The sequence below is a fragment of the Streptomyces sp. NPDC050287 genome (assembly GCF_044459385.1).
Taxonomy (GTDB): domain Bacteria; phylum Actinomycetota; class Actinomycetes; order Streptomycetales; family Streptomycetaceae; genus Streptomyces.
Genome location: NZ_JBITIY010000007.1, coordinates 524,320 through 550,746, shown reverse-complemented (window position 1 = coordinate 550,746; position 26,427 = coordinate 524,320). Strand labels below are relative to the sequence as shown.

The window sequence follows — 26,427 nt, the reverse complement described above, 5'->3', positions numbered from 1 at the left end:
CCTCCCCGCAGGCACGGCCCCTGAAGGCCAGCCTAGGGCGCCCGTCGCCCGTCCGCACCAGGCGACCGCGCGGGTCGTGCCGCCCGGCGTGTGCGGCGGTCAGCGACCGGGCCACGGGTCCGTCCGGCCCCGCGCGGCAACCTGCCGCACGACGGAGTTCCTCCGCGTACGTCGGCGGGGTTCCCGGCCGTGTCCTCCCGCGGGCCCGGGCGGACGTCGCCGGTGTACGTGGGGCGAGAAGGTTGTACTGCGCGCGTGAGATTGCCGTGTGACATTCGGCATGCCCCTGACCCGTGTTGGCCCTGACTTGGCATGCGCTTGACCAGTGGGGGAACCGGTTGGCGCTCCCCAAGCCGACTGAAGGGGTGGGGTCCCATGGACAGAGCGGACGAGCACACGCCGCACGCGGACGAGATGCGATCGTACGCGGCGGCGTTCGTCGCTCGCGTCACCGTTCGCAACCGGCTGCCGTTGGACTACTCGGTGGCCAGCCTGCGCATCGTCGACTTCATGGTCGACGGTCTGCGCAAGGGCGGTGCGGAGCGGGGGCACTTGCGGGGCACGTTGTTCGGGCTCAGTGCGTACGTGGGTGAGGTGCTGGTGCGCCGTGCGGGTGCGGTCTGGGTGGACTTCGACGCTGACCAGCGTGACTACTTCGGGCAGCCGGTCGGTGTGCGCATGCCGGACGGGAGGGTGTGGAACCCCCTCGGAAAGGTGCGGAACCGCTTGGAGTCGGGCGGCCCCGAGGAGTCCCTCCAGACCTTCTACCTGACCCTGCACGGGCGGGCCCGGCGGACCGCTGCCGGCTCCGCGCGGGAGATGGATGTGCCCCTGACGGGCCGCACGATGACCGCGAGGGGACAGAAGAGGGGACAGAAAGCGTCGTTCACCGTTGGGGCGTTACCGGTGGACGGGACTGCGTGCGCGCAGGAGAGCGTCAAGGATCCGCACCGGTGACCTGAACGCCGCCGGTGCATGCGGACCGGCGGAGCAGGTCAGGCGAGGCCAAGTCAGGTCAGGTCAGGTCAGGTCAGGTCAGGTCAGGGTGCTGACCGTACGCAGGAAGTGATCCGCGTCCTCCGGCTCCGCGAGTCGGCCGAGTTCCAGCCAGGAACCGTCGGCGAAGCGGAGCCTGAAGGTGGCGAACCCGCGAGGCTGGCCCGCCTCGGCTTCGACACGGGCCTCGTCGAGGGAGAACTCCGCGACGGCCCGGAAGTCGTCGGCTGTGGTGGGCGACAGTGTGCGGCGCGGGGACGCGGCAAGGCAGACGCGGTCGCGGGCCAGCATCACCAGGCGCTTGGGATCGGGCGAGTGGCCGTACCAGCGCAGCAGCAACTGGCCCGCGGTCAGGTGCCAGTCGCCGTCGAAGACACCGCCGGCCGGATCGTCGCCCGGGCGGCCGTCGCTCCTGACCGCGCGGCGGGTGGTGCCCTCTCCGGATGAAGTCCCGCCCAGCATGTCGCCGAGCTTGCCGATCAGCACCATCGGTACCAGGACGAAGAAGAACACGACACCGCCGACGTACAGCAGCCAGGGATGCCCCGGTTTCAGCCGTCCTTTGCCCGCCGCCCGATGAACCTCCTTGGGAGGCGCGGGAATCGGCTTGCCGATCTCGCACCAGACCATGGCCACGGGGTCCTCGCCCAGAATCTTCCGGGCCCGCCGCTGTACCTTGCGCTTCGCCATGCCGGGGAGCCTAGGCGGATTCGGTCACGGTGTGGACGGTGCGCTTCACCTGGCCCTTGGAGACCACTGTCTGGACTGACGCCTCGGGTCGGCGGGATGGCGAGCACGCCGAGCGCCGGCCCGTTGTCGCCGGCCGTCCGGCGGACGGCCCGACGCGTCCTGCGGGCGGGGCGCGTCCACGGCCGGGGCGCGCGTTGACACACGGCCGTGGCGGACGTTGACTGGCGGTACGGCTCAGAGCCATGCCGCCAGTCAGCGTCCGGCATGACGTCCATGACGTACAGGAAAGCGGCACTTGATGATGTACGACCAGACACGCGCCCAGCAGCCCGCGGGCAAGGCCTCGGGGCGGGACGAGCGGCGGGCTCCCGGACCGGAGGCGCTGTTTCCGTCGGGTGACCGGGACAAGATCGTCCATCGTCTCGGGCAGGCACTCAACGCCTTCGCCGACACCCCGCGCGAGGCGCTGGAGGAGGCCGAGGGGGCCTTCGACGACGCCGCCGCCCTGCTGGTGGCCGCCCTCGCCGAACAGCGGCGGCTGCTGCGTGAGGGCTGGCAGGACCGGGATCCCGAGACGCAGTCCACGGAACTTCGCCTCGCGCTGCGGCAGTACCGGGAGATCACCCAGCGGTTGCTGCGGCTTTAGAGGGCGACTTCAGAGGGCGGCTTCAGAGGGCGGCTTCAGTGGGCGCTATCAGACGGCGGCCTTGGAGGGCGGCTCCAGACTGCGGCGCGACGGCGGTTCGCGTTTCGCGTATCGACGGCCGAAAACACATGTCAGGCCCGGCGTGCGGAAACAGGGGCCGGGTCTGATGCGTTGTCGGGGGGCGGTACGGGAATGAGTCCGGGATGGATCACGGGCAGCTGGGGGGTGGTCCGGCGCCGGTCCCTCCCCTCGTGGGGACCGGTGCCGGACAGTGCGGACGCTCAGGTCCGATCCGGGCGGGCGTGGATCGGGGACAGGTGCCGGGTCTCAGCGGATCTCTCCGGCTCGGCCGGGAGGGCCGGTGGCGTCGTCCCGTCGCTCCGGCGCAGGCCGGGCTTCAGCGTGCGATGCCGTGCCGTGTTCCGCCGAGCCCTGAGCCGGTGAACTGCCCTGGTGACGTCCGGTTGCCGCGCTGTTACGGACTGATCCTGCCAGTTGGGGATCCGGGCGAGGAGGTTCCGGTCTCCGCCGGGGCACGTCCTCGCAGGTCAGCCGTATAAAGTGGGTTTTCCGGTCCGGACGTTCACACGCGCAGGAAGTAAGGGGTGGAGACCTTGAGTTCCGACTCAGGGGCACGCACGGCCTTCGCGGAGCGTCTGGCGCTGCTGTACAAGGAGGCCGGCAACCCTCCCCTGAAGAGCGTCGCCGAGGCGGTCGTACGACTGCAGCGGGTCGATGAGCGGGGGCGCCCCGTGCGGGTGTCCGCCCAGCGGATCAGTGACTGGCGGCGGGCCAAGAACGTTCCGGCGCAGTTCGCCGCCCTCACGGCCGTGCTGCAGGTGCTGATACCCCAGGCCCGGCGCGCGCGGCCCGCGCCCGTGTCCACCGGGCTGTACGACCTCGCCCAGTGGCAGCGGCTGTGGGAGCGGGCCGTGGCCGATCCGGTGGGCGCCGCGGAGGCGGTGCGGGAGCAGGAGCAGGGGGCGAAAACCGATGCCGTCGCCTCCGCCCTCGCCGGTGGTGTGTGTCCCTACCGTGGGCTCGCCTCCTACCGGCAGCAGGACGCCCGGTGGTTCTTCGGGCGGGAGCGGAGTACGGACGCGCTCGTCGCGCTGCTGCGGGCGGCGGAGCCGACCGGGGGGCTGGTCATGCTCGTGGGGGCCTCCGGCGCCGGGAAATCTTCCCTGTTGAACGCGGGGCTGGTGCCGGCGGTACGGGACGGGGTGCTCGGCGGCGAGGAGCGGGCGGCCCTGCCCCGGCCCGTTCTCCAGCTCGTTCCCGGGGCCGATCCGCTCAAGGAGCTGATCCGTTGCGTTCCCGGCCTCGGGGATCTCGCCCTCGACGACACGGAGGACGACGCCGCCTTCGGCCCGGAGGGCAGGGGGTCCTTCGGCGGCGCGGGGGACGTGGCCTTCGGCGCGGAGGGCAGCGGACCCTTCGCCGACGCGAGGGAGCCCGCCTCCGGTCCTCAGGCCCCGGTCTCCGGTCCCCAAGTCCCGGCCCCCGGTCCCCAGGCCGACGCCTCCGGCAGCCATGCCCCGGTCTCCGGCACCCAGGCCGACACCTCCGGCAGCCAAGCCCCCACCCCCCTTCCCAGCTCCGCCCCCTCCACCGGCTCCGCCCCCTCCACCCGTTCCGCCCGCTCCGTGAAGGAGGCCTTCGCCGACTGGGCCCAGCGGGAATCCCCCTCCGGCGGGCCGGCCGTCGTCATCGTGGATCAGTTCGAAGAAGCGTTCACTCTCTGTTCCGACGAGGCCGACCGGCGGGCCTTCATCCAGACGCTGCACGCCGCCTCGACACCCTCCGGACCGGATGAGGCCGCCCCCGTGCTGGTGGTCCTCGGGATTCGGGCCGACTTCTACGAGCAGTGCCTCGCGCATCCCGAACTGGCCGACGCGCTCCAGCGCCGGCAGATGGTGCTCGGACCCCTCACCACCGCGGAGTTACGGGAGGCGGTGACCGGGCCGGCCAAGGCGGTGGGGCTGGAGTTGGAGCCGGGGCTGGCGGAGCTGATCGTGCGGGAGGTGAGCGCCGACGGGCCGCGCGGGGCGCATGACGCGGGGGTGCTGCCGCTGATGTCGCACGCCCTGCTCGCCACCTGGCAGCGGCGCAAGGCGGGACGGCTGACGCTGGCCGGGTACCGGGCGGCGGGCGGGATCCAGGGCGCGGTGGCGGCGACGGCCGAGCGGGCCTGGTCGGGGCTGGACCCGGCGGCGCGGACGGCCGCCCGGGTGCTGCTGCTGCGGCTGGTCCGGCTGGGCGAGGACACCCAGGCCACCCGGCGGCGGGGTACCCGGCGGCAGCTGGCGGAGGAGTCGACGGATCCGGCCAAGACGGAGGAGTCGCTCGAGGCGCTGGTGCGGGCCCGGCTGGTGACGCTCGACGCGGAGACCGTCGAGATCACCCATGAGGCGCTGCTGCACGCCTGGCCCCGGCTGCGCGACTGGATCGACGAGGACCGCGGCGGCAACCTGCTGCGCCAGCGGTTGGAGGAGGACGCCCGGGCCTGGGAGGACTCGCACCGGGACAGCTCCCTCCTCTACCGGGGCTCCCGGCTGGAGCAGGCGCACACCTGGGTGAGGTCCGCCGGTGACACCTTCCTGACCCGCTGCGCGATGGACTTCCTGGCCGCGTCGGGACGGCTGCGCAAGCGGACCGTGTGGATCAGCCGCGGCGCGGTGTCGGCGCTGGTGGTGCTGGCGATCCTGGCCGTCGGTTCGGCGGTGGTCGCCTGGCAGCAGCGCAACGACGCGGTGTTCGAGCAGGTGGTCGCGGAGGCCGACCGCGTCCAGTACACGGACCCGTCGCTGTCGGCCCAGCTCGACCTGGTCGCCCACCGGTTGCGGCCGGGCGACGAGGGCACCAACAACCGTCTGATCTCGATCGTGAACGCCCCGCTGGCCACGTCCCTGCTCGGCCACACCGGTGCCGTCTACCTCACCTCGTTCAGCCCGGACGGGAAGCTCCTGGCCACCGCCAGCTACGACCGGACGGTCCGGCTGTGGAACGTGGCCGACCCGTCGCGCCCCGAGCCGCTGGGCGGGCCGCTGACCGGTCACACCAGCTGGGTGAGCAGCGCGGTCTTCAGCCCGGACGGCAAGACCCTCGCCAGCGCGGCGGACGACGGCACGATCCGGCTGTGGGACGTGCGGGACCCCGCTCACCCGCGCCCGCTCGGCGCGCCCCTGACCGGGCACAAGGGCACGATCTACCTGGTCGCCTTCAGCCCGGACGGGCGCACGCTGGCCTCCGCCGGCGAGGATCACACCGTACGGCTGTGGGACGTACGCGATCCGCGGGCGCCCCACGCTCTGAAGACGCTGACCGGGCACCGGGCCGCCGTGCGGTCGGTGGCGTTCAGTCCCGACGGGCGGACGCTGGCCGCCGGGGGCGACGACAACACGATCCTGCTGTGGGACACGGCCGATCCACGGCGTCCGGAGCCGGTCGACACCGTGCTGACCGGGCACACCGGCACCGTGCACTCCGTCGCGTTCAGTCCCGACGGCAGGACACTCGCCAGCGGCAGCGCGGACGACACCGTACGGCTGTGGGACGTGTCCGACCCGCCGCGTGCCGCCCCGCTCGGCCCGCCGCTCACCGGGCACACCGGTCCCGTGTGGTCGGTGGACTTCAGTCCGGACGGGACGATGCTGGCGGCGGCCAGCGCGGACAGTACGGCGAGTCTGTGGAACGTCAGCGATCCGGCGTATCCGTCGCAGGTCGGCGAGCCGCTCGCGGGCAGCAGCGGTGAGATGTACGCGCTCGGCTTCAGCCCCGACGGCCGGACCCTGGCCACCGGCAGCGGCGACAGCAAGGTCCGCCTGTGGTCGATCCCGAAGGGCGACATGGTCGGCCGCAGCGGGGCGTTCCGCCCGGACGGGAAGGTGCTCGCCACCGCCGGGCGCGACGGACGGATCCGGCTGTGGAACGTACAGAGCCCCGGCCGGCCAGTGGCGCTGGGCTCGCCGTTCATGCCCGGGGACGGGGGCCTGCGTTCGCTGGCGTTCTCCCCCGACGGCCGCACCCTCGTGGTGCTGACGGACAACCGCGCGGTGTACCTGTGGGACATCAGCGACCCGTCCCGCCCCGTCACACACGGGCCGCCCACCGAACTCCTGACCCGGTTCATGGGCCCGGACGCGCTGGCCTACAGCCCGGACGGGCGCACGCTGGCCACCGCCTACGACGACCGCACCGTCCAGCTGTGGAACGTGTCCGACCCCTCCCACGTCGTCCCGTTCCGCACGCCCCTCACCGGCCACAAGGGGTACGTCAACGCCCTCGCCTTCAGTTCCGACGGCAGGACCCTCGCCAGCGGCAGCGCGGACGGCTCGATCCGGCTGTGGGACGTGACCGACCCCCGGCACACCACCCTCCTGGGCTCCCCGCTCACCGGGCACGCCGGCCCGGTCAACTCGCTCGCGTTCAGCCCGGACGGCGAAACGCTGGCCAGCGGCAGCGACGACGACTCCGTACGGCTCTGGGACGTCACCGACGTCCGGGACGCGAGGCCGCTGGGCTCCCCGCTCACCGGTCACACCGAGGCGGTGGTGTCGCTGACGTTCAGCCGGGACGGCCGCACCCTCGCCAGCGGCGGCAACGACAACACCGTCCGGCTGTGGGACGTCGCCCACCCAGCCGACGCCGGCCCCATCGGGCAGTCGATGAGCCCCAACGCCAAGACGGGCAACTTCCTGTCGTTCAGCCCGAGGAGTCAGATGCTCGGGGTCTCCAGTGGCGCCGACACCGTACGGCTGTGGAACCTGGACGTCGACGACGCCATCTCCCGGATCTGCTCGACCACGCGGGGCGTACTGACGTCCGACAAGTGGCACGAGTACCTGCCCCGGCTCTCCTACGAGCCGCCGTGCGGGAAGTGACGGGAGCCGGTGGGCGGGCCGCGGCGGGCCCGTTCGGCTCCTTCTTACACGTGATCCCGGTCACAACGCAGCGTTACGACTCAGCAGTCGGCTCCCGCCGGACAGGCGGCGTTGTTAGTCTTGGCCATAGCCCGATCGCTGGTGCATCCCCCGTCGCCAGCGGTCGGGCCTTTTCGTGCCCCGTTCGCTCCGGCCCCGGCCCCGCTTCGGAAAGGTGGTGGGTACTGCCGTGACCAGGCGCGTCGTCGTCGTCACCGCTGTCCACGCTCCCTCGGCCCGCTTCCTGCGGGAGGCCCACGCCTCGCTGTGCGCACAGGAGTTACCCGACGGCTGGGAGTGGCACTGGGTGATCCAGGAGGACGGCAGGACGGACGCCGTCGCCCCGTACGTCCCCGACGATCCCCGGATCACGTTCCGGCAGGCCCGGCCCGGCGGCCCCGGAGTCGCCCGCACCATCGCGCTCGGGCACGTCGACGGCGAGTACGTGAAGATCCTGGACGCCGACGACCGGCTCGCCCCCGGTGCCCTGGCCCGCGACCTGGCCGCCCTCGAAGCCGACCGCGACATCGGATGGGCGACCTCCCGCGCACTGGACCACCTGCCCGACGGCTCCACGGTCGGCTTCCCCGGGGACCCCGAGCACGGGCCGATCGCCCGCGGGGCCGTCCTCGCCTTCTGGAAGGCGAACGGCTTCCGCGCCCCGGTGCACCCGGCGACCCTCTGCGTCCGCCGGGACCTCCTGGTGGCCCTCGGCGGCTGGATGGCCCTGCCCGCGTCCGAGGACACCGGTCTGCTGCTCGCGCTGAACTCCGTGAGCCGCGGCTGGTTCTCCCGGGAGGTCGGGCTCCTCTACCGCAAGTGGGACGGCCAGATGACCGGCCAGCCCTCCCACGTCGACCCGGAGGAACGCGCGGCCCGGATGGCGGTCGTCGAGGCCCGGGCGCGGGCGCTGGCGTCCTTACGGTGGCAGTACGCCTAGCGTCGGGCCGCGCCTGGCGTTGTGCCACGCCTGGCCTCGCGTCACGCCTGGCGTTGTGCCGTGCCTAGCCTCGCGCCGCGTGGTCGGCCGCGGTGGCGAGCCAGCGGGCGAGGGTGCGGACGGTGGTTTCGTCGAGCCGGTCGACGACGGTCCGTACGGCCGCCACGTCGTCCGGCGCGAGGTCGTGGAGGCCGGCCTTGCCGAGGCCCGCCATGAGGGCCTGGTGTCGGCGGTCGTGCATGCGTTCCGCGAGCTTGGTGGGTTCGCCGGCCGGTTCCCTGGGTTCGTCGGCCGGTTCCTCGGTGGATTCGCCGGTCGGTTCCTTGGTCGGGCCCTCGGCCGTCCGCCGGGGCGGGGCCGACGTGGGGGCAGGAGCGGAGGCGGGGGCGTCGTAACAGTGCCAGTCCCCGCCCTTCGGGCCCCACAGCGCGACGGTCGCCTCGTCGCCGCGGGCCCGCAGGGTCTGGGTCATCTCGCCGAGCGCGTACAGGACCGGGGAGCGGTCGGGCGACTGGGCTCCCACCTGCCACACGGCCGTGTCGGGCCGGTAGAACAGCGCGACCCAGCGGGGCTCCCCCTGCGGTCGCGGGCACTGGGGACGGGTCTGCATGGCGCTCACCCCTTCGATGCGGCACGGCGCCGCGACCATAACTGACGTACCGTCAGATGACCAGGGGCAGGGGTCATTTGGGGTCCGCGGCAGCCGGTAGTCTGGGTCGGCTGCGGCACCCCCCACGATCACCGCACCACGAGGTGAGTTCGGCCTGCGGCCATCGACACGTCTTACGGCGTATCGACACGTCTTACGGCATGAGGATGACGAACAGGTGCTCATAGCGGGCCGGTACCGGCTGCACGATCCGATCGGTCGCGGTGCGATGGGGGAGGTCTGGCGGGGCGTCGACGAGACGCTCGGCAGACCGGTCGCCGTCAAGCTTCTCCTCCCCCACGACTCCGATCCCACAGCCACCTCCCGTTTCCGGCTGGAGGCGCAGACCGCGGGGCGGCTCAACCACCCGTACGTGGTGGGCGTGTACGACTTCGGCGAGTACGACGGCCGGCTCTTCCTGGTGATGGAACTGGTCGAGGGCGACAGTCTCGCCCGTCGGCTCTCCACGGGCGGACCGCTGCCCGCCGACCAGGTGGCCCGGATCGCCACGCAGGCCGCCGCCGGCCTCGCCGCCGCCCATCAGCAGGGCATCGTGCACCGCGACATCAAGCCGGCCAACCTGCTGCTGGACGCCGACGGCACACTCAAGATCGGTGACTTCGGCATCGCCCGCTTCGTCGACGACCCGTCCGGAGCGCTCACCACGACCGGGCAGATCGTCGGCACCAGCCTGTACCTCGCACCCGAGCGGGCCCTCGGGCAGAGCGCCGGTCCGGCCTGCGACGTGTACGCGCTGGGCTGCGTGCTGTACCAACTCCTCACCGGGAGCCCGCCGTTCCAGGCCGACAGCGCGGTGGCGATCCTGCACCAGCATCTCGACTCCGCCCCCGTACCGCCCCGGCAGCTCGGCGTCCCCCTCCCGCCCGCCTTCGAGAACTACCTCCTCGGCCTGCTCGCCAAGCAGCCCGACGACCGGCCGACAGCACAGCGGGTCGCCGAGTGGTTCGGCGGCGGGGGCTGGCAGGGGCGGCCCGAACCGCTGCCCGCGCCGGCGGCGGTGCCCTCCGGGTCCGCTGTGCCCTCCGCGTCCGCCGTTTCCGCTGTGTCCGCCGTGAGGGCGTCCGCCGCGCCGGTGTTCCCGGTTCCGGCTCAGACCGGGCCTGCGACGACGTACGCCCTGCCGTCGGCCACCGGCCGGGCGGCGTCCCGCCCGCGGGCGGCACGGCGTCCGCAGGGGCCGACGGTGCGGGGTGCCGTCCGGCGGCGGCCGAGGGTGGCGGGGATCGTCGCCGGGGTGGTGGTGTTCCTGGCCGCGATGCTCGCCGGCATGCTCTGGTTCGCGCCGGGCCGCAGCACCGCGGAGAGCCCGGGGGACACCGCCCCGGGCACGACGGCCACCACGCCCACCCCGAGCGCCGCCCCGTCGGAGTCCGCCGCCCTGTCCGATGTGCCCGTCCCCTCCCCCACCGTGGCCGTCCCGACGGTCACCCCGGAGGAGCCGAAGGGGGACAAGAAGCAGCGTGAGGGCGACAAGGGCCCTGGCAAGGGGCACTAGGACGACGGGGGTTACGGGGGCCGCGGGGCCGATGGGGCCGACGGGGAGTGACGTTCCGGCCGCGCGGCGAGCGGTCAGGTCCGGGCGGGCGCGCGGTCCGGTCCGCGCGGCAGACGGTCAGGTCCGGGCCGGCGCGCGGAACGGGACCGGCTCGGAGGTGAACAACGTGTCGAGGCGGCGCGCGTACGCCTCCCGCGCGTCAGCGAAGCGTTCCGCCGGCAGGGCGTTCGCCTCGGGCACCGCGAACGGCTCCAGCGGGGCCATGCCGGTGAACCGGAGCAGGCCGTGCTGGAGCGGGTGGAGGACGTCCTGGAGACGGCCGTGGATGCCGTCGGCCGAGAAGGACCGCTCGCGTGCGCCGTACGTCACCGACAGCAGGGCGCGGCGGCCGGACAGGGGCGCGTCCTCGCCGTAGGGCGGCGGGACGTCAGGGCCGTAGGCGAAGCCGCTGGTGAAGACCCGGTCGATCCAGCCCTTGAGGACCGCCGGGGCGGAGAACCACCACATCGGGAACTGCAGGATCACCGCGTCCGCCCAGCGGAGCTTGTCCTGCTCGGCGGCGATGTCCGGGGACAGCCGGCCGGAAAGGGTGGCCTCCTGCGAGACGTCCATCACGTGCAGGCGGCGGTCCGGGGCGTGGCTGGGGAAGTCGTCGGCGTCCACGGTCGCCTTCCACTTCATCGCGTACAGGTCGGAGAGCCGCACCTGGTGGCCGGCCGCACGCAGGCGGTCGACCGCGAAGGCGGTCAACGAGGCGTTGAGGGAACGGGGTTCGGGGTGCGCGGCGACGACGAGGATGTTCTTGCTCTGGTCAGGGGTTTCCGTCATGCCCTCAGGTTCGCCCGGGCGGCTACGGCCTGCCAGAACCCTGTGGAACCGGCGGAACGGGAATCCTGGTACCGCCAGGGCCAGTCACCGCCCGCGAGAGCCGGTCGTCGGGCCCCCGCATACTGGAACCCATGGACGGCGTGCGTGGAATGGGGGACGGCAAGGCGCTCGGTGGTTTTCTGCGCGCCCGTCGTGAGCGGGTCGCGCCGGAGCGCGTGGGGCTGACGGGCGGCGGCCGCCGTCGGGTGCGCGGGCTGCGCCGCGAGGAGCTGGCCCAACTCGCCGGGATCAGCGTCGACTACTACGTACGACTGGAACAGGGCCGCGCCACCCAGCCCTCCCCCGAGGTCCTGGACGCGCTCGCCCGGGTTCTCGGCCTCGACACGGCGGAACGCCGGCATCTCGACACCCTGGCCATGGGCAGGCCCGAGCCCACGCCCAGGCTGCGTGTCGGCCCCGTGCTGCTGCGGGCCCTGGAGGCGATGGCCCCGCTGCCCGCCTTCGTCACCGACCACCGCCTCGACGTCGTGGCCTGGAACGATCTGGGCTCGGAACTGATGGGCGGGCTCGCCGACCCGGGCCGCCGGGACCGCAACAACGCCCGGTTCCTCTTCCTCGACCCCGCCTCGCGCGACCTCCATCCCGAGTGGGAGGAGCGGGCCGCCGAGGCCGTGGGCCAGCTGCGGGTGGCGGCGGCCCGCTACCCCGACGACACCGAACTGGCCGCGCTCATCGGCCGGCTGGCCGAGGGCAGCGGCGACTTCCGGCGGATCTGGGACTCCGGCGAGGTGGTCATGTGCGCGGCCGGCCGCAAGCGGCTGCGCCATCCCGCCGCCGGCCTGCTCGACCTCGACTTCGAAACCCTGCACGTCCCGGCGGCGCCCGGCGAGAGCGGCCTGGTCATGCACGTCTTCAGCGGCCGGCCGGGCAGCCGGGAGGCCGCCGCCCTCGAACAACTGGCGACTGCCTCGGCGGGAACCGTGACGTGACCGCAGCGGGGCCGGATGTGACAGCCCATGGGGCAAGGTGTGACAGCCCTGGGGCAGGTGTGACAGCCCTTTGGCCAGGTGTGACCTTCAGTTGTTCCAGGTCTCGTCGTACGGGTCGTGCGGTGTCGGGACCGGTTTGGCGGTGGTGACCTGGAAGTACGGGATCGGGCCGTGGTTGACCGGATCCTTGGTGCGGCGGGCGGTGTAGGTTCCGGTGACCTCCAGCCAGGCGTCCGGTTGCAGGACCGGCGGGATCCGGCCGGTCAGGCCGATCTTCACCGGCTGGGCGTCGGCGGCACAGCAGTTGAGGGCCATGCGGACCAGGTACGGGGCACCGCTGTGGTCCAGGGCGACGAAGCCGGTGACCTTGATCTGCCGGCCCTGCAGGGAGCCGTGGTCGTAGACCGCGCGGCCCGCGTAGTCGACCAGGCTCAGACGCAGGGGGCCGGCGGCGGGGAGATCCCCGTAGCCGTACGGCTGTTGCAGGGCCGTACCGGTGCGCAGGGCGCTGTAGGAGCCGAGGGCCGGCGGGGCGACCAGTATCAGGGCGAGGAGCGGGAGGACGAGGAGCCAGGAGACGCGCGGTTCGTGGTGGGTGTGCGCGTGGTCTTCCACGCCGGGCCGGGCGTGGTCCTCCGCGCCGGGCTGGACGTGGTCCTCCGCGCCGGACCGGGCGTGGTCCGCCCTGTCGGGCTGGGCGTGGTCCGTCCTGTCGGGCTGGGCGGGCTTCGTGCGCCACTCGTACCAGACCGTGGCCAGGGCCGCCGCGATCAGTACGACGCCGGATGCCAGCAGCATCGGGCGCAGGCCCGCCTTGACGTAGCGCAGGTAGAGGTCGGTGGAGCCGGCGTGCAGCAGGCCCGCGCCGAGCAGGAACAGGACCGCCGCCTGTGCCTGGCGGTTCAAAGGAGCACCGCCCCGGTCAGGACCGCCCCGGTGACCGCCAGGACGAAGGTGGCCGGGGCGAAGCGCAGGGCGAAGCCGCGGCCGAAGGTGCCCGCCTGCATCGCGAACAGCTTCAGGTCGACCATCGGGCCGACGACCAGGAACGCCAGCCGCGCGGTGAGTGAGAACTGGGACAGCGAGGCCGCCACGAACGCGTCCGCCTCCGAACAGATCGACAGCAGTACGGCCAGGACGGCGAGCGCCAGCACGGACACCACCGGGTTGCCCGCCGCCATCCGCAGCCACTCCTCCGGGACTACGGCCTTGAGGGTCGCCGCGGCCATCGCGCCGACCACCAGGAAACCGCCGGCGTGCATCACGTCGTGCCGGACCGATCCCCAGAACGCGGCGCCCTTGCTCTGGCCGTCGTAGGCCGCGCGGGCCGGGGGACGCAGCCAGTCGGCCCGGCCGAGGCGCTGCCACAGCCAGCCCATCGCGCAGGCCACCAGCAGGCTCCCGACGAGACGGGCGAGGACCATCTCGGGGTTCTTCGGGAAGGCGACCGCGGTCGCCGTCAGCACGATCGGGTTGATCGCCGGAGCGGACAGCAGGAACGCGAGCGCGGCGGCCGGCGTGACGCCCCGCCGTACGAGCGCCCCGGCCACCGGCACCGACGCGCACTCGCAGCCGGGCAGCACCGCGCCCGCCATACCGGCCACCGGGACCGCCAGGGCGGGCCGTTTCGGCAGCGCGCGGGCGAAGAAGGACGGCGGGACGAACACCGCGATGGCCGCCGACAACAGCACACCCAGGACGAGGAAGGGCAGCGCCTGGACGACCACCGCGACGAACACGGTCATCCAGCTCTGCATCACCGGCGCGGACAGGACCCGCCGGATCGAGCCCTGTGCCACCACCATGAGCACGAGCAACAAGGTCAGCGCGAGCGGCGAGTTGAGACGGCGAGGCCCCTGGGGGGCTCTTGGCGGAGCGGTGTCCGGGACGCTCTCCCGCGGAGCTGCTTTGGTGACGGCCACGGCCGAGGTACCTCCGGTGGTGCGGAAGGGCGCTGGTTTCCCTCCCCTTCGGTACGGCGGGCGGGGGGCGAACGTTCAACGGGTGTTGGAACCACCCGTGACAGTGAGGCAGTCTTCTCCCTCGTGACCAGCGTTCCGAATCAGAGTCCGCCGGGTGACCCGGCCGCCCCTATGGTGGTGTGCGGTGACGACGGACTCGCGCACCGGCTCGCCGCCGAACTGCGCGGGGTCTACGGCGAGCAGGTCACGCTGGTCGTGCCGCCCTCCGAGCGCGCCGTACGGCCCCCGGTCGTCGGGCGGGCCCGGGCGGCATCGGCGCTGCTCGACCGGGTGGTGAACGCGGCCGTCAACCGGGCCGGGGCCAACGGCGCGTCCGAGCCGCCGCCGCCCGACGCACGGGTGGTGGAGGCCGCGGAGCCGGCCGAGGCCGTGCTCGCCGAGGCGGGTGTGGAGCGGGCGGCCGCGCTGGCCCTCGTGTACGACGACGACGAGACCAACATCCGCGCCGCCCTCACCGCCCGCCGCCTCAACCCCCGGCTGCGGCTCGTGCTGCGGCTGTACAACCGGCGGTTGGGCCAGCACATCGAGGAACTCCTCGACCAGGCGGCGGCCTTGGCGACCAGCGGGACGGACGGAACGGACCGGACGGCCAGGACGACCGGGCCGGGCGGGCCGGGCGCGGCGGCCGGGGCGGGCGACGCTTCCACGACCGTGCTGTCCGACGCCGACACGGCCGCACCCGCGCTGGCCGCCACCGCGATCGTCGGCACCAGCAAGGTCGTCCAGACCGACGGGCTGCTGCTGCGGGCGGTGGAACGGCAGCCGCCGGGACCCGGCCAGGTCGCCGACCCGGGCCTCGCCACCCTCGCGCTGCTCTCCGTGACCAGCAACGACCCGGCGGGCGCGGACGGTTCCGACAGCAGCGGGGACCAGGGGCCGCGGCTGCTGCCGGACGCGGCGGCGGTACGGGCCGCGACCGGGCGCGGGACCGTCGTACTGGAGCAGGTGTCGTACTCCGGGCCTGCGCTGTCCGCGGGACGCGGGATCGTACCGCCGTTCGCCTCGCTGTTCTCGCGGCGGCTGCGGTGGTCGCTGGCGGGGTCGGTGGCGTGTGTGATCGCGCTGGCGGTGGCGTTGTGGCTGGTCACCGACATGCATCCGCTGGGGGCCTTCTATCTGACGCTGCTCGATCTGTTCGCCATCGACGACCCGGCGATCGGGGCGTCGACGGGGCGGCAGGTGCTCCAACTGCTGTCCGGACTGGTCGGGTTGCTGCTGCTGCCGGTGCTGCTGGCCGCGGTGCTCGAAGCGCTGGGCACCTTCCGGACCGCCTCCGCGCTCCGGAAGCCGCCCCGGGGGCTGGGCGGGCATGTGGTGCTGCTCGGGCTCGGCAAGATCGGTACTCGGGTGCTGACGCGGCTGCGGGAGCTGAACATCCCCGTGGTGTGCGTCGAGTCCGACCCCGAGGCGCGGGGGCTCGCGACCGCCCGGCGGCTGCGGGTGCCGGTCGTGCTCGGGGACGTCACCCAGGAGGGCGTCCTGGAGGCCGCCAAGATCCATCGCGCGCGGACGCTGCTCGCGGTGACCAGCGCGGACACCACGAACCTGGAGGCCGTGCTGTACGCGCGGTCCGTACGGCCCGATCTGCGCGTCGTCCTTCGCCTGTACGACGACGACTTCGCGACCGCCGTGTACCGCACCCTGCGGGTCGCGCATCCGGGGGCGTCCACGCGGAGCCGCAGTGTGTCGCATCTGGCGGCGCCCGCGTTCGCCGGGGCGATGATGGGGCGGCAGATCCTGGGGGCGATCCCGGTCGAGCGGCAGGTGTTGCTGTTCGCGGCGCTCGTGGTGCGCGGGCATCCGCAGTTGGAGGGGAAGACGGTCGGGGAGGCGTTTCGGGCGGGGGCGTGGCGGGTGCTGGCCCTGGACACGAGGGCCTCCGACAGGGGGCGGGCGGGGTCGGCCGCGGAGGCCTCTGCCGAGGAGCTGAGGTCTGCGGGCGGCTCGGGGCTGGTGTGGGACCTGCCCGACACCTACGTCCTGCGGGGCTCGGACCGGGTCGTGCTGGCCGCGACGCGTCGGGGGCTGGCGGAGTTGCTGGGCCGACGGAGCCGGGAGCGGGCGGGTACGTAGGTACGCGGCCTGCCCCCGGCCTGCGTCCGCCCACCACCCGACTCGGTCGGTCACGTCGTGGGCAGATGCCTTTCCGCGAAGTCCAGTTCCAGCCTCACCTGTTTGATGCGCTCGTCCACGACCAGGGAGCCGTGGCCGGCGTCGTAGCGATAGACCTCGTGGACTGCCCCCCGGGACTCCAGGCGTTTGACGTAGTTGTCGATCTGGCGGATGGGGCAGCGGGGGTCGTTGACGCCTGCGGAGATGTAGACGGGGGCCTTGACCTGGTCGACGTAGGTCAGGGGGGAGGATGCCTCGAAGCGTTCCGGGACCTCCTCCGGGGTGCCGCCGAGGAGGGTGCGGTCCATGGCCTTCAGGGCTTCCATCTCGTCGTGGTACGCCGCGACGTAGTCGGCGACCGGGACCGCCGCGATGCCCAGGGTCCACGCGTCGGGCTGGGTGCCGAGGCCGAGGAGGGTGAGGTAGCCGCCCCAGGAGCCGCCGGTGAGGATCAGGCGGGCGGGGTCGGCGAGGCCGGAGGTGATCGCCCAGGCGCGGACCGCCTCGACGTCCTCCAGCTCGATCAGGCCGACCCGGTGCTTCAGGGCGTCCGTCCAGGCGCGGCCGTAGCCCGTGGAGCCCCGGTAGTTGACGCGGACCACCGCGTACCCGTGGTCCACCCAGGCCGCCGGGCCGGCCGCGAAGGAGTCGCTGTCGTGCCAGGTGGGGCCGCCGTGGATGTCGAAGACGGTGGGGAGCGGGCCGGTGCTGCCCGCCGGCTTCTGGACCAGGGCGTGGATGCGGCCGCCGGGGCCTTCCACCCACACGTCCTCCACGGGCACCGAGCCCGGGGACTTCATGCCGGGCGGGTCGAGGACGGCCCGGCCGGTGGTCGAACGGACCGTGGACGGCTCGGCGGCGGAGGACCAGAGGTACTCCACGCTGCCGTCGGGGCGGGCCGTCGCCCCGGACACCGTGCCCTGCGGGGTGGGTACCCTGACCAGCTCGCGGGTCGCCAGGTCGTAGCGGAAGAGTTCGCTGCGCGCCTCGAAGCTGTGCGAGATCAGCAGGCCGGTGCCGTCCGGGTACCACTCGGCGCCGACGTCACCGGGCAGGTCCAGGTCGAGGTCAGTCTCCTCGCCCGTGGACACGTCCCAGACCAGGGGCTCCCAGCGACCCCGCCGCTGGTGGCCGATCAGCAGCCGGGCGTCGCCCTCCACCGGTGCGAAGCCGAGGATCTCCAGGCCGAGTTCCAGGGTGCCGCCCTTGGTGTCGTCGAGGTCGGCGACCGGGGTGCCGTCGGGACGCAGGACACGCAGCGCCGAGTGCATCGCGTCGCCGTGCTCGGTGTGCTCGATCGCGATCAGGGAGCCGTCGTGGGAGAGGTCGCCGACGCCCGCGGACTCACGGTGGCGGTAGATCTCCACCGGGTCCTCGCCGGGACGGGAGAGATGGATCGTCGTACCGTCCTCGTCGGTGGAGCGGCCCACGATCGCCGTGCGGCCGTCCCGGCCGAGGGCCAGGCCCGCCGGGTAGGAGGCCTCCAGGCCGGGCGTGGCGAGTTCGTCCGCCCCGCCCTCGAAGGGCTGGCGGCGCCAGAGGCCGAACTCGTCGCCGTCCTTGTCGTCGAACCACCACACCCAGCGGCCGTCCGGGGAGAGCACGCCGTCCGTCGTGCCGTTCGGCCGGTCGGTCACCTGGCGTTGTTCGCCTGTCGCCCGGTCCCAGGCGTACAGCTCGTACGTCCCTGTCGCGTTCGACACGAACAGGGAGCGGTCCGGCGCGTCCTCCGCCCAGTCGGGCAGTGACACCCGGGGCGCCCGGAAGCGCTTCTCCCAGTCCGGCATCTCCTCGTTCCGCGTCGGTGCGGCGGACCCGTTGCTCTCAGTCATGGCCCCATAGTGCCCGCCCCGACCGACAACGCGCTGGCCAGCTCCCCAGCCTGTGGATAACTCCGACCGCCCTCTTCCGGTTCCCTTACCGGGCCGACCACCCGATCGACCCGGAACCCACACCTCGAATCCACTCCGCGAACCCACCCCACGAACCCACCCCGCGAACCGGCTCCCCGCGGGAGCGCCGTACCGTGGGAGCGTGTACCGGTTTCTGCTGACGCCCCGTTGGTGGGGGATCAACGTCTTCGTGCTGCTCGCCATCCCCTTCTGCGTCTTCATGGGGTCCTGGCAGCTGAGCCGGTTCGAGGACCGTATGCAGGACCACCGCACCGCGGTGACACAGGCCGCGGACAGTGAGCGGGAGGCGGCACGTCCGCTGGACGAGATGCTGCCTGTGAACAAGGCCACGTCCGGACGGCAGGTCACCGCGACCGGACGCTACGACCGGCAGCTGCTCGTCCCCGACCGTGAGCTGGACGGCAGGAACGGCTACTACGTCCTGACCCTGCTGCGGACCGACCGGGGCGAGGCCCTCCCCGTCGTCCGGGGCTGGCTCCCGGGGTCACCCGATCCGGCGAAGGCTCCGGCCGCGCCGACGGGTGAGGTCACCGTCACGGGCGCGTTGCAGGCGTCCGAGACGCCCGGGGACAACGGGGTCAGTGCGCAGGGCGGCTTGCCGGCCGGTCAGACCGCGGCGATCAGCGCGGCGTCGCTGGTGAACCTCGTGCCGTACGACGTGTACGACGCGTGGGTGACCCTGGCCCGGGCGGACTCCGGGATGACGGCCGTACCGGCGGTCGCGCCCGCGGACAGCGGACTGGATCTGAAGGCGTTCCAGAACCTGGGATACACCGGGGAATGGTTCGTTTTCGCCGGGTTCGTGGTGTTCATGTGGTTCCGGCTGCTGCGGCGTGAGGTGGAGTTCGTCCGGGACGCGGAGTTGGGGCTGGTCCCGGACGAGGGCGGGAGCCCGGATGAAGGCGACGGCCAGGACGAGGACGAGGGCCAGGATCACGACCGGCGACGGATGACTGTCTGACGCCGGACCGCTGAGCGACCGGGGGCGTTCGGACCCCCGCCCGACCGGGGGCGTTCAGACCCCCGCGAGCAACCCCGTCCAGTACACGACCCCCGCGCACGCGTTGGACACCGTCGCCGAGATCGACGGGGCGCCGCCCTCCGCCGTGTTGGTGACCGTCACGCTGCCGTCTGCCGTGCCGTCTGCCGTGACCAGCTGGGTGGTGGGGCCGGTGTCGCCGCTGGTGGTCGTGGTGCCGCCGTCCGCGGTGGGCTCCTCGGTGGGGCTCGGGTCCGGGCTCGGGGGGGTCCCGGTGTCACCGGTCGAGTTGTCGCCGCCGGTCGTGGGACAGCTCTCGGTGGGAACCCAGGCGAACTGCACCTCGTACGACGAACCCGGCTTCAGCAGCAGTGAGGTGACCTCGAGGGACGGGTCGGGCAGCGCGGCCGCCGGATCCCCGGCGACATGCCGGAGCGCGCTGATCTTGGTGGGGTCGGCCGCGCCCAGCGGTGCCGGGGTGAGGGTGCCGGGGCCGCTGACCGTGCAGCTCGTGCCGGAGATGTTGGTGAAGCGGAAGGTGCCGTAGACCGCGCCGACCGAGTCGGGGGCGTTGACGGTCTGGGTGGGCGAGCCGATCTCGGCCGCCGAGCACACCGGGACGCCGCCCGCCGTGTTGGCGGAGGGCGCGTCGGGGGCGCCGCCGGAGCCGGCGGCGCTGCCGGTGGGCTTGCCCTTCTCGCCGTCCCTCTGCTCGGCCTTGCCCTTGTCCTCGGTCCTGCCCGAGGAGCCGCCGGAGGTGGTCTCGCCGCCCTCCGGGCCCTTGCCCTGGCCCGCCCCGCCCTGCGCCTGCGAGCCATGGCCGGCGATGGAGGGGTCGACACCGAGGCCGGTGGAGTTGGAGACGTGCCACAGGGCCGGGATCGCCGTACCGATGAAGAGGGCGGCGGCCGCCATGCCGACGACGGCCTGCCGCTTGCGTGCCCGTCGGGCGGGTACCGCCTTGCGGAGGTGGTCGAGGGTGCCGTCGCGTGGCTCGATCTCCTGGACTGCCTGGTGCAGCAGGTTGCGCAGTGCCAGCTCGTCCGAGTCGAGCCCTGTGGAGCTCTGGTCGTCGGGGCCGTCGTTCACAGTTCCGTTCCCAGCGTGCGATTGCTTCGCCGGGCGCGTGTCCGCACCCGGCTCGTGCCATGCGTAGGGCTCATGTTCGTGCGGGACGCGCAGATGGCGCCGTCCCTCCTGGTCGCCGCTCATGCCGAGGCCTCCATGGCGACCCGCAGTGCGGCGATGCCGCGCGAGCCGTACGCCTTGACGGAGCCCAGCGATATCCCGAGCGTCTCGGCGACCTGGGCCTCGGTCATGTCCGCGAAGTACCGCAGGACCAGGACCTCGCGCTGGCGGCGCTGCAGGCCTTTCATCGCCTTGATCAGGGAGTCGCGCTCCAGTTGGTCGTACGCCCCCTCCTCGGCGCTCGCCATGTCGGGCATCGGCTTGGACAGCAGCTTCAGTCCGAGGATGCGCCGGCGCAGGGCCGAGCGGGAGAGGTTGACGACCGTCTGCCGCAGGTACGCGAGCGTCTTCTCCGGGTCACGGACGCGTTTGCGTGCCGAGTGGACGCGGATGAACGCCTCCTGGACGACGTCCTCGCAGGACGCGGTGTCGTCGAGGAGGAGTGCCGCGAGGCCCAGCAGCGAGCGGTAGTGGGCGCGGTAGGTCTCGGTGAGGTGGTCGACGGTGGTCCCGGCCGCCACTTGGTCTTCGGCGTACTCGGCACCGTCACGCTGACTGGGTATGCGGGCCGGCCGCGCTGCGGGCATGGGCGCGATCACCGGCATGCCGCCGGGCGTGCCGGGCATGCGGGGTCGTAGCGCCGGGCGGGTCGGCCGGAGGGCCGTGCCGCGGGGCGCCGCAATGAAGTCGAGAACCTCTGCCACGCCAGTTGGACACGTCTGCCCCCGTCAGGGTTGTACGCGACTGTCCGTCTTCTGCCAGGGAGCACAACTGACCGTGCGTCAAACGCGCTCATGCCTACCCGCTCTTCCCCTGTGTCCTGAATGACCGGGGCGTCCCCACGCCCCGCACCGCGTCCCCGCGCCCTCCTGAAAGGGCGTTCGCAAAGACGCTCCCCGCCCTCCGCGCGGTTGCGGAGAGCGGGGAGGCAAATCTTCGAACGCCGAGCGGGCTCGGTTCAAGTGGTCCGGACCATCGTCCGTGTCCATGTCTTACGCAGATCTTACAAATGAACGCGGTTTCAGACAGGACTTTTCCGGCAGGAACCCCATGCCGCACCACGTGTCGCTCATTACACCGAGCGTGAGGGAACGCGCTTTCGTCACCGGAACGCGTCCGGAATCAGCGGAACACGACCGTACGCACCAGAATCCGGCCGAACAGAGCGGACGAGCGGGAACCAGGGCGAACAGCGCACACGTCCCTCCTCACCGGAACTCCCCCGCCACCAGCTCCGCGATCTGCGCGGTGTTGAGGGCGGCGCCCTTGCGCAGGTTGTCCCCGCAGACGAAGAGTTCCAGCGCGGTCGGATCGTCGAGCGCCCGGCGCACCCGGCCCACCCAGGTCGGATCCGTACCCACGACGTCGGCGGGCGTCGGGAACTCCCCCGCCGCCGGATCGTCGAAGAGGACCACCCCGGGGGCCGTGGCGAGGATCTCGCGCGCCTTGCCGACGGTGACCTCGCCCTCGAAGCGGGCGTGGACGGTGAGGGAGTGCGTGGTGACGACCGGCACCCGTACGCAGGTCACCGCGACCGGCAGTTTCGGCAGCCCGAGGATCTTGCGGGACTCGTCCCGCACCTTCATCTCCTCGGAGGACCAGCCGTCCTCGCGCAGCGACCCGGCCCACGGTACGACGTTCAGCGCGACCGGCTCCGGGAACGGCCCGGTGTTGTCGCCGACGGCCCGCCGTACGTCACCGGGGCTGGTCCCCAGCTCGGTGCCGGCCACCAGGGACAGCTGCTGGCGCAGGGTCTCGACGCCGGCGCGTCCGGCCCCGCTGACCGCCTGGTAGGAGGAGACGACCAGCTCGCGCAGCCCGAACCCGGCGTGCAGGGCGCCCAGGGCCACGATCATGGAGAGGGTCGTGCAGTTGGGGTTGGCGATGATGCCGCGCGGCCGCATCCGGGCCGCGTGCGGATTGACCTCGGGCACCACCAGCGGCACCTCCGGGTCCATCCGGAAGGCGCCCGAGTTGTCGACCACCACGGCGCCCCTGGCGGCGGCGATCGGCGCCCACTGGGCGGCGATCTCGTCGGGCACGTCGAACATCGCGACGTCGACCCCGTCGAAGGCGTCCTCGGTGAGCGCCGTCACCTCGGCCTGTTCGCCGCGCACGGCCAGTTTGCGGCCGGCCGAGCGCGGCGAGGCGATCAGTCGGATCTCGCCCCAGATGTCCGCGTGCTGGGACAGGATCTGGAGCATGACCGTGCCGACGGCTCCGGTCGCTCCCACGACCGCGAGCGTCGGTCGTCCGGACCGGCCGGATCCCGTCCCTGCCATCAGCGTCCGGTGCCCCCGTAGACGACGGCCTCGTCGCTGTCGGAGTCGAGTCCGAAGGCGGAGTGGACCGCGCGGACGGCCTCGGACACGTCGTCGGCGCGGGTGACCACCGAGATGCGGATCTCGGAGGTGGAGATCAGCTCGATGTTGACGCCCGCGTCGCTCAGCGCCTCGAAGAATCCGGCCGTGACCCCCGGGTTGGTCTTCATCCCGGCGCCGACCAGGGAGATCTTGCCGATCTGGTCGTCGTAGCGCAGCGAGTCGAAGCCGATGCCGTGCTTGTTCTTCTCCAGGGCGTCGATGGCCTTGCGGCCCTCGGTCTTCGGCAGGGTGAAGGAGATGTCCGTCAGGCCGGTGGAGGCGGCGGACACGTTCTGCACGACCATGTCGATGTTGATCTCGGCATCGGCGATGGTGCGGAAGATGGCGGCGGCCTCGCCCGGCTTGTCGGGCACGCCGACGACCGTGATCTTGGCCTCCGAGGTGTCGTGCGCGACACCGGAGATGATGGCCTGCTCCACCTTCTGGTCCCCTTGCTCGATCGGCTCACTGCTGACCCACGTGCCCTGCAGTCCGCTGAAGGACGAGCGGACGTGGATCGGGATGTCGTAGCGGCGGGCGTACTCCACACAGCGGTGGAGCAGCACCTTGGAGCCGGACGCCGCCAGCTCCAGCATGTCCTCGAAGGAGATCCAGTCGATCTTCTTCGCCTTCTTCACCACGCGCGGGTCGGCGGTGAACACGCCGTCGACGTCGGTGTAGATCTCGCACACCTCGGCGTCGAGCGCGGCGGCGAGGGCGACGGCCGTGGTGTCGGACCCGCCGCGCCCCAGCGTGGTGATGTCCTTCTTGTCCTGGCTGACGCCCTGGAAACCGGCGACGATGGCGATGTTGCCCTCGTCCAGCGCCGTCCTGATCCGACCCGGCGTGACGTCGATGATCCGCGCTTTGTTGTGGACCGAGTCGGTGATGACGCCTGCCTGGCTGCCGGTGAACGACTGGGCCTCGTGACCCAGGTTTTTGATCGCCATGGCCAGCAGTGCCATGGAGATCCGCTCTCCGGCGGTCAGCAGCATGTCGAACTCACGCCCGGCAGGCATCGGAGACACCTGCTCGGCGAGATCGATCAGCTCGTCCGTCGTGTCGCCCATCGCGGAAACGACCACGACCACCTGGTGGCCGTTCTTCTTCGCTTCCACGATCCGCTTGGCGACGCGCTTGATGCCCTCGGCATCGGCTACGGAGGAGCCTCCGTACTTCTGCACGACAAGGCCCACGTGCGCTCCTCGCTCACTTAGTCTGTTTTCCGCAGTCCAGACATACCTGTATGTACCGCGGTCGGCTCAGTCTATCGAGCGCCCGAAATCCGCCTCCGCGGTATCGCATGCTGAGACCAGGGCACCCAGGCAGCGCATGCCCATCCGGAGGCCTCCGGAAAAGTGCCGAGCGTCACAGCAAGCCCCGTCAATCAAGTTTCAAGTTTCAAGCACTGGGGTGCGGCCGGTGCCCGTACTCCTCGGGGAGACGCGAGCCCGCCACCCAGCCCCTGCGCCGCGGCCCGACCCGCTACGGCTTCGAGGCCGACCGGATCACCACGGGTGCCGCCGCACCGGCCCACCCGGGGCCGTACGACGTCGCCCCGCCCGTTGCCCCTGCCCGGAGGCAGAACACCGACGGGCGGCGGCAATCGGGGCCCCGCCCTTCAACGCGCCGTGAAACCCGAGCTGCTGACTACCACTCAGGGAGTATTTACACTTCCTTCACAACTGCCCGTACAACCTTCACCAAGTGTGGCGCAGATCACGAGTGACGCACAGGGATTGCCGCAGTATGCGCGATTTTCCGCACTCGACCCGGGGGGCACTTCATGTTGGTATGGCGAAGCGGATGACGGTCACGGGGGCAGGGGACCTCTCACTTCGAGAAGCAAGGGAACCGCCTTCCAAGGGAGTTGGGGCAGACCCGGCAGAGCGATGTCGATATCGCATTCCTGTGCACCCGAATTCGTGCCCGGTGATGAAGATCCGGACGCCATGGACGAACTTGGGGGACGCAATGAAGGAGTACCGCAGAATGCCCGTGAAGCCGCGGCGCAGACGGCTTGCGCGGCGCGCACTGGGGGCGGCCGCGGTCGGCACCCTGGCCTGGGTCACGGCGACCACGGGGGTCCCCGGCGGCGCGCCGCAGCATTCTGGCCCCACCACCGCACTGGTCGCGGACGGCGCCCCTGGTTCCGCGGTGGAGGATTTCAGCTACCCGCAGGCGGACAAGATCCTGGCCGAGAAGAACATCGTCCTCAAGCGCGGCGACGGGCACATCACCCTGGCCGACTGTGTGGGGGGCACCGGCCTCCTGGAAATCATGGCCCGCGAAAAGACGGACAAGATCTGCTTCAAAGTGGTGGGCGACTCCGGCTGGCTGACCCTGGAGATCCCCGCGGTCTACGCGATCAGGGGCAACGACTACACGACCGCGGTCGACATGACCGTAGGTACCGAAGAGAAGTCGTTCGACATCACCAAGAACGCCTGGACCCCGGTGGGCGAGGCCGCGGACACAGAGGGCCGCGAGCACATGCTCGTCGAGATCAGGTCCTCCAAGTAACCGCAGGTCAACACCGACATGCTCACCGTTCCGCGGTCCGGTGCCCACAGGACGCGCGGCCTCATGGCTTAGGAACCCCGTTCATGAACCTCTCCAGACGCCCCCGTCTGTCCGCGTTGGCCGCCGCCCTGCTCGCGACCCCCGTCGCGCTGAGCGCCGTTCCGGCCGCGGCCGGCCCCGCGCTCACCGGAGCCGACGCCCCGGCACAGCTGAACTACGTCGCGAAAATCAACGTCGGTGAACAGACCGCCTGCACCGGGGCCCTCATCGCCCCGCAGTGGGTACTGACCGCGGCCAGCTGCTTCGCCACGGATGGCCAACCCCCCGCGGGCAGACCCGCCATCACCACCACCGTCACCGTCGGCCGCACCGACCTGACCCAGACCGGCGGCAGTGTCCTGCCGGCCATCCGGCTCGTTCCCCATGCCGACCGGGACCTGATGCTCGTCAAACTCGCCGCCAGGATCACCGATCCGAGCATCACGCCCGTCCGGTTGGCGACCGCGCCCGCCGCTGCGGGAGAGGAGTTGGTGAGCGCCGGATTCGGACGCACCAAGACCGAATGGGTGCCCGACAAGCTCCACACCGGCACGTTCACCGTCGCCTCCACCTCGGACACGACGGTGGACCTCAACGGCTCCGACACCGCGACCGTCTGCAAGGGCGACGCCGGCGGTCCCGCCCTGCGCACCGTCAACGGCACCACGGAACTGGTCGCCGTCAACTCCCGCTCCTGGCAAGGCGGATGCCTGGGCACCGATGCCGCCGAAACCCGTACTGGTGCCATCGACACCCGTGTTGACGACATCAGCGACTGGGTCGATCACGCCGTCTCCCGCAATCCGGACGACCTCACCGGTGACGGCAAGGCCGACCTCGCGGCCGTCAAGGACGACGGCATTCTGTGGATCTACCCCGGCACCGGAAAGGCGAGCGGCAGCACCTTCGGCACGCGCTTCCAGGCCGGCACCAGCTGGCAGAGCCAGGACGCCGTCACCACCGGCGACCTCAACAACGACGGCATCGGTGACCTCCTGTCCCGTCAGGCGTCCGACGGCACGCTGTGGGTCTACCCCGGCACCGGGAAGTCCGGCATGGAGACCTTCGGCACCCGCTACCAGGCCGGCAGGAGCTGGCAGACCCAGGACATCACCCGTACCGGGGACTTCAACAGTGACGGGCTCGCCGATG

At 72.1% G+C, this 26,427-nt stretch carries 19 protein-coding genes and 1 pseudogene; 10 read left to right on the top strand and 10 right to left on the bottom strand.

Annotated features, from left to right (window positions below):
- Positions 1–375: 375 nt before the first annotated feature.
- Positions 376–804: pseudogene (locus ACIBK3_RS27605) on the top strand (hypothetical protein); the annotation flags it as partial.
- Between the two features lie 231 nt (positions 805–1,035).
- Here the strand turns inward: ACIBK3_RS27605 and ACIBK3_RS27600 are convergent.
- The gene (locus ACIBK3_RS27600) at positions 1,036–1,686 is read right to left on the bottom strand and encodes a hypothetical protein (RefSeq protein ID WP_399369792.1); all 651 of its coding nucleotides are present in this window, start codon (positions 1,684–1,686) and stop codon (positions 1,036–1,038) included.
- A 298-nt stretch (positions 1,687–1,984) separates the two neighbouring features.
- On the opposite strand from ACIBK3_RS27600, the gene ACIBK3_RS27595 reads away from it, so the two are divergent.
- The 3 genes from ACIBK3_RS27595 to ACIBK3_RS27585 all read left to right on the top strand — a co-directional run bounded on the left by ACIBK3_RS27595 (position 1,985) and on the right by ACIBK3_RS27585 (position 8,194).
- A complete protein-coding gene (locus ACIBK3_RS27595) occupies positions 1,985–2,332 on the top strand; it encodes a hypothetical protein (protein WP_399369790.1) in 348 nt (115 codons plus the stop codon).
- 614 nt (positions 2,333–2,946) lie between these two features.
- Positions 2,947–7,215, top strand: coding sequence for an AAA family ATPase (locus ACIBK3_RS27590; RefSeq protein WP_399369788.1), 4,269 nt, complete (start codon positions 2,947–2,949; stop codon positions 7,213–7,215).
- Between the two features lie 229 nt (positions 7,216–7,444).
- A complete protein-coding gene (locus tag ACIBK3_RS27585) occupies positions 7,445–8,194 on the top strand; it encodes a glycosyltransferase family 2 protein (protein WP_399369786.1) in 750 nt (249 codons plus the stop codon).
- 64 nt (positions 8,195–8,258) lie between these two features.
- Here ACIBK3_RS27585 and ACIBK3_RS27580 read toward each other — a convergent pair whose 3' ends face one another.
- Positions 8,259–8,804 (bottom strand): hypothetical protein, encoded by a 546-nt coding sequence (locus ACIBK3_RS27580; protein WP_399369784.1) that lies wholly within the window; start codon positions 8,802–8,804, stop codon positions 8,259–8,261.
- 217 nt (positions 8,805–9,021) lie between these two features.
- Between ACIBK3_RS27580 and ACIBK3_RS27575 the strand changes: the two genes are divergently transcribed.
- Complete coding sequence (locus ACIBK3_RS27575) at positions 9,022–10,359, top strand: serine/threonine-protein kinase (RefSeq protein WP_399369782.1); 1,338 nt, start codon at positions 9,022–9,024, stop codon at positions 10,357–10,359.
- Positions 10,360–10,476: 117 nt separating this feature from the next.
- On the opposite strand, the gene ACIBK3_RS27570 is transcribed toward ACIBK3_RS27575, so the two are convergent.
- Positions 10,477–11,187: an NAD(P)H-dependent oxidoreductase gene (locus tag ACIBK3_RS27570; protein WP_399369780.1), complete on the bottom strand. Its 711-nt coding sequence runs from the start codon at positions 11,185–11,187 to the stop codon at positions 10,477–10,479.
- Between the two features lie 131 nt (positions 11,188–11,318).
- Here ACIBK3_RS27570 and ACIBK3_RS27565 point away from each other — a divergent pair, with 131 nt between their 5' ends.
- Positions 11,319–12,176, top strand: coding sequence for a helix-turn-helix transcriptional regulator (locus ACIBK3_RS27565; RefSeq protein WP_399369778.1), 858 nt, complete (start codon positions 11,319–11,321; stop codon positions 12,174–12,176).
- A gap of 87 nt (positions 12,177–12,263) precedes the next feature.
- Here the strand turns inward: ACIBK3_RS27565 and ACIBK3_RS27560 are convergent, their stop codons facing one another.
- Positions 12,264–13,082, bottom strand: a complete 819-nt coding sequence (locus ACIBK3_RS27560; protein ID WP_399369776.1) for a TIGR03943 family putative permease subunit — start codon at positions 13,080–13,082, stop codon at positions 12,264–12,266.
- Entirely contained in the window at positions 13,079–14,098 is a 1,020-nt protein-coding gene (locus tag ACIBK3_RS27555; RefSeq protein ID WP_399369774.1) for a permease, read from the bottom strand. The genes ACIBK3_RS27560 and ACIBK3_RS27555 overlap by 4 nt, the downstream gene beginning before the upstream one ends.
- Positions 14,099–14,269: 171 nt before the next feature.
- Between ACIBK3_RS27555 and ACIBK3_RS27550 the strand changes: the two genes are divergently transcribed.
- Complete coding sequence (locus tag ACIBK3_RS27550) at positions 14,270–16,231, top strand: NAD-binding protein (RefSeq protein WP_399370012.1); 1,962 nt, start codon at positions 14,270–14,272, stop codon at positions 16,229–16,231.
- Positions 16,232–16,281: 50 nt separating this feature from the next.
- On the opposite strand, the gene ACIBK3_RS27545 is transcribed toward ACIBK3_RS27550, so the two are convergent.
- Entirely contained in the window at positions 16,282–18,102 is a 1,821-nt protein-coding gene (locus ACIBK3_RS27545; RefSeq protein ID WP_399369772.1) for a prolyl oligopeptidase family serine peptidase, read from the bottom strand.
- 202 nt (positions 18,103–18,304) lie between these two features.
- On the opposite strand from ACIBK3_RS27545, the gene ACIBK3_RS27540 reads away from it, so the two are divergent.
- Positions 18,305–19,144 (top strand): SURF1 family protein, encoded by an 840-nt coding sequence (locus ACIBK3_RS27540; protein ID WP_399369770.1) that lies wholly within the window; start codon positions 18,305–18,307, stop codon positions 19,142–19,144.
- 54 nt (positions 19,145–19,198) lie between these two features.
- On the opposite strand, the gene ACIBK3_RS27535 is transcribed toward ACIBK3_RS27540, so the two are convergent.
- From ACIBK3_RS27535 to ACIBK3_RS27520, 4 genes are all read right to left on the bottom strand, one after another.
- Positions 19,199–20,374: a hypothetical protein gene (locus tag ACIBK3_RS27535; protein WP_399369768.1), complete on the bottom strand. Its 1,176-nt coding sequence runs from the start codon at positions 20,372–20,374 to the stop codon at positions 19,199–19,201.
- Complete coding sequence (locus ACIBK3_RS27530; protein ID WP_399369766.1) at positions 20,371–21,054, bottom strand: SigE family RNA polymerase sigma factor; 684 nt, start codon at positions 21,052–21,054, stop codon at positions 20,371–20,373. Before ACIBK3_RS27530 ends, ACIBK3_RS27535 begins: the two co-directional genes overlap by 4 nt.
- Positions 21,055–21,558: 504 nt before the next feature.
- Positions 21,559–22,632, bottom strand: a complete 1,074-nt coding sequence (locus ACIBK3_RS27525) for an aspartate-semialdehyde dehydrogenase (RefSeq protein WP_399369764.1) — start codon at positions 22,630–22,632, stop codon at positions 21,559–21,561.
- Positions 22,632–23,909, bottom strand: coding sequence for an aspartate kinase (locus ACIBK3_RS27520; RefSeq protein WP_399369762.1), 1,278 nt, complete (start codon positions 23,907–23,909; stop codon positions 22,632–22,634). Before ACIBK3_RS27520 ends, ACIBK3_RS27525 begins: the two co-directional genes overlap by 1 nt.
- Positions 23,910–24,705: 796 nt before the next feature.
- On the opposite strand from ACIBK3_RS27520, the gene ACIBK3_RS27515 reads away from it, so the two are divergent.
- Together ACIBK3_RS27515 and ACIBK3_RS27510 are read left to right on the top strand one after the other, a co-directional pair.
- Entirely contained in the window at positions 24,706–25,236 is a 531-nt protein-coding gene (locus ACIBK3_RS27515; protein ID WP_399369760.1) for a hypothetical protein, read from the top strand.
- A gap of 83 nt (positions 25,237–25,319) precedes the next feature.
- Positions 25,320–26,427: trypsin-like serine protease (locus tag ACIBK3_RS27510; protein WP_399369758.1), on the top strand; the 1,108-nt coding region annotated here is incomplete at its 3' end.